The organism is Paraburkholderia sp. SIMBA_053, assembly GCF_046534895.1.
GTDB lineage: Bacteria > Pseudomonadota > Gammaproteobacteria > Burkholderiales > Burkholderiaceae > Paraburkholderia > Paraburkholderia caledonica.
Genome location: NZ_JAWRXU010001103.1, coordinates 1 through 256 on the forward strand (window position 1 = coordinate 1; position 256 = coordinate 256).

The following is a 256-nucleotide window of genomic DNA, read 5'->3' on the forward strand; positions in this document are numbered from 1 at the left end:
CCAACGTATCTACGGTATCTCCTTCCCTGACTCCAAGCAACTCACCGAGTACAAGAAGTTCCTCGAAGAGGCTGAGAGGCGCGATCACCGAAAGATTGGTAAAGCCCAAGAGCTTTGGTTCTTCAACGACTTGAGTCCTGGAAGTGCTTTTATGTTGCCTATGGGAATGAGGATCTACAACACTTTACTGGACTACATCAAGAGCGAATACCGCAAGCGAGGATACCAGGAGGGTGAGTTTGAACTTGGTATACCT

At 48.0% G+C, this 256-nt stretch carries 1 pseudogene; it reads left to right on the forward strand.

The annotated features are described in order from the left end of the window. Window positions 1-256: pseudogene (locus SB753_RS39050) on the forward strand (threonine--tRNA ligase); the annotation flags it as partial.